Origin of the sequence: Butyricicoccus sp. (genome assembly GCF_050872565.1) — a bacterium.
Classification (GTDB): Bacteria; Bacillota; Clostridia; order Oscillospirales; family Butyricicoccaceae; genus Butyricicoccus_A.
The window spans coordinates 1-3,467 of record NZ_JBNMHC010000245.1; the positions used below are offsets into that span (position 1 = coordinate 1).

General features: G+C 53.2%; 3 protein-coding genes. All 3 read left to right on the forward strand.

Features of this window, described 5'->3' with window-relative positions; all coding sequences use genetic code 11:
• Positions 1–3: 3 nt before the first annotated feature.
• The 3 genes from ACR0P9_RS09445 to ACR0P9_RS09455 all read left to right on the forward strand — a co-directional run bounded on the left by ACR0P9_RS09445 (position 4) and on the right by ACR0P9_RS09455 (position 3,407).
• Positions 4–2,322 carry a xanthine dehydrogenase family protein molybdopterin-binding subunit gene (locus ACR0P9_RS09445; RefSeq protein ID WP_432619536.1) on the forward strand — a complete coding sequence of 773 codons (2,319 nt, stop codon included), beginning with the start codon at positions 4–6 and terminating at the stop codon, positions 2,320–2,322.
• Positions 2,286–2,930 (forward strand): nucleotidyltransferase family protein, encoded by a 645-nt coding sequence (locus ACR0P9_RS09450; RefSeq protein ID WP_432619532.1) that lies wholly within the window; start codon positions 2,286–2,288, stop codon positions 2,928–2,930. Before ACR0P9_RS09445 ends, ACR0P9_RS09450 begins: the two co-directional genes overlap by 37 nt.
• Before the next feature lie 99 nt (positions 2,931–3,029).
• Entirely contained in the window at positions 3,030–3,407 is a 378-nt protein-coding gene (locus tag ACR0P9_RS09455) for a winged helix-turn-helix domain-containing protein (protein WP_432619534.1), read from the forward strand.
• Positions 3,408–3,467: the final 60 nt, after the last annotated feature.

Consider the following 3,467-nt stretch of genomic DNA (forward strand, 5'->3'; position numbering starts at 1 on the left):
ATCATGAGATTACCAGATTCCAGAGAGCCGGGAAAATATGTCGGTGCACCGATTGTCAAAAAGGACGCGGAATCACTGGTCACCGGCAAGCCGGTATATGCAGACGATCTGGCACCGGACAACTGTCTGATTATCAAAATTTTGCGCTCTCCCCATGCCCATGCGATGATTCGGGAAATTGACACATCAAAAGCGGAGCTGGTTCCGGGTGTTGAGTGCGTATTGACGTACAAAAATGTCCCGCAGCATCGCTTTACCCAGGCGGGACAGACGTTTCTCGAAGCGTCGCCGTATGACCGATACATTCTCGATCAGCATGTGCGGTTTGTCGGAGATGAAGTGGCAATCGTTGCGGCAGAGACAGAAAAAGCTGCCAATAAAGCGCTCAAGCTGATTAAAGTGCAGTATGATGTGCTGCCGGCAATTTTAGATTTCCACGACTCCTTGGACAATGAAACTTTGATTCATCCGGAAGATGACTGGACAGAGAGCGATTGGAGCCACGGCGACAACAAGCGTAATTCCGTTTACCATGAGGATGTGAGCCATGGAGATGTCGATGCGGTGTTTGCCTCCTGTGATGAGGTCATTGAGGAGACCTATCACACAATTGAGGATCAGCAGGCGATGATGGAGCCGTTTACAGCCAATTGCTGGATGGACACCTATGGCAGACTGGTGATTCAGAGTGCGACGCAGATTCCGTTCCATGTTCGCCGCAATATGGCCAATGCGCTGGGCATCCCGAAGAGCAAGATTCGCGTCATCAAGCCGCGTATCGGCGGCGGCTTCGGCGCGAAGCAGACCGCTGTTGTCGAGCGGTTTCCGGCGGTTGTCACATGGCTGACCGGCAAGCCGAGCAAGATTTACTATACACGAGAAGAGACCATGATTGCGGGCAGTGCACGCCATGAGATGGAAGTCACGGTTAAGTTAGGTGCGATGAAGGACGGCACGATTCGTGCCATTGAGATTCATGCGCTGTCCAATACCGGTGCATATGGCGAGCACGGTCCGACAACGATTGGTCTGGTCGGACACAAATCTATCCCATTGTACAGCGGCAAGTATGAGGCGTTTCGCTTTGTCGCGAACACCGTGTACAGCAATCATCCGAGTGCCGGTGCGTATCGCGGCTACGGCGCGACACAGGGCGTTTTTGCGATGGAGAACACCGTCAATTTGATGGCGCATAAGCTGGGTATTGACCCGGTAAAAATTCGAGAGCATAATATGCTGCACGAGGGCGACGTCATGACGGCGTATAATAATGAAACCGCCAACGCCTGTGCGCTGGATCAGTGCATGGCGCGCTGCAAAGAGATGATGGACTGGGACAATAAATTCCCGGCAAAGACCTTGCCGAATGGACATATTCGCAGTGTCGGTGTGGCGATGGCGATGCAGGGCAGCTGTATCAGCTTTGTCGATGAGGCGAATGTAACTATCAAGATGAACGATGACGGATTTTACAGCCTGCTTGTGGGCAGTACCGATATGGGCACGGGCAGTGATACCATTTTGGCACAGATGGCGGCGGATGTTTTGGAGTGCGATTTGGACGATGTTGTCACCTATGGTGTAGATACGGATACCTCTCCGTATGATTCCGGTTCGTATGCTTCGTCTACGACGTACTTGACCGGCAATGCTGTGGTCAAGGCGGCAGAACAGCTGCGGCAGAACATCACGGAACAGGCGGCAAAGCGTCTGGAGTGCCCGAAGGATGAAGTGGAGTTTGACGGCAAGGTGCTGACCTGCGTGAGCACTGGCAACAGCATTACCCTGAAGGATTTGGCGAATCAGCTGCAAGGCGGCACAGAGGGCTGGCAGAGCGTCACCGCGGGCGGCAACAGTCCGGTATCTCCTCCGCCATATATGGTTGGCATGGTAGAGATTGATTTGGATCCGGAAACCGGAAAGGTCGTTCCGCTCAAGTATACTGCCTGCGTGGACTGCGGCACAGTCGTCAACCCGAATTTGGCGCGCGTGCAGACAGAAGGCGGCTTGATGCAGGGCTTGGGCATGGCACTGTACGAAGGACAGAACTACAGCGACACGGGCTTTAACCGGATGCGCAATTTTATGCAGTATAAAATTCCGACTCGTATGGATGTTCCGGACATTGAAGTGGATTTCCGCCAGAGCTATGAGCCGACAGGCCCGTTTGGCGCGAAGAGTATCGGTGAAATTGTTATCAATACACCGTCTCCGGCACTTGCCGATGCCATTTTCAACGCAACCGGTGTCATGCATCATGAACTGCCGATTCTGCCGGAGCATGTATGGCGCGGCATTCAGGAAAAGAAGAAGCAGGGATGATTGCGTGTATTTTGCTGGCGTCCGGCTTTGGGCGACGTTTTGGGTCCAATAAGCTGCTGTATGAAATTGACGGTATTCCCATGTATCAGTATGCACTGCATGTGCTGCACACCCTATCTCAGCAGACGATAGACGGACAGCCGGTACAGGTCATTGTTGTCAGTCAGTATCCGAGCATTGAACAGCACGCACAGAAGTTGGGAATGCAGGCTGTGCACAATGCGGATGCCGCGGAGGGAATCGCGGCATCCGTTCGACACGGTGTCCGTGCGGCAAAACATGCGGATTGGCTGGCATTTTTTACCGCAGACCAACCGGAACTGCGAGCGGCAACAGTACGGGAGTTTTTGACGCAGGCGATACACAGTGGAAAACCGTTTGCCTCGGTTGCTTCAGAAGGGCAGCCGGGCAATCCGACGCTGTTTTCCGGCGCGTGGCGCGAACAGCTACTGTGGCTGTCCGGCGATACCGGCGGACGGAAAATCATGAAACAGCATCCGGAGGATATATTCTGGTTTGAGATTCCGCAGCAGGAACGCCGCGACTGGGATGTTCCTGTCTTGACAAATAAAAACGACTCCAGTACAATAAAAACCAGAAAGAAGTGACCACGTAAGAACTCGTATTCTTTGAGAGAGTACGAGTTCTTTTTGGAAAAACGAGTGTCTTGAAAAAGACACTCGAAAACAAGAGGGATTCGATGATCTATGATCTATCCATTTAACAAAAAACTGCGTTCCAATCCGCGGGTGCGGCTCAATGCAGAGGATGACCGATTTTTTGGGCCGGGAACCAAGGACTTGCTGGCTGGTATCCGAACCACCGGATCTGTCCAGCAGGCGTGTGCAGAGATGGGACTGTCCTATTCCAAAGGGCGGCATATGATTCGGCATATGGAAGCGGCGCTGGAAACACAATTGGTGGCGCGCACGCGCGGCGGCGCGGGCGGCGGAAGCGCCAAACTGACACCGGCGGGCGACTATTTGCTTGACCAGTTTACAGCCTATGAGCAGGACATCAAGCAGTATGCCCAGCGGCAGCTGGCGCAGTATTTTCCTGTGCAGACGGAAGGAGAGAGCGTATGAAACTGATGCGAACGGAAGATGCCGTGGGACAGGTGCTGTGTCATGACATCACACAGATTA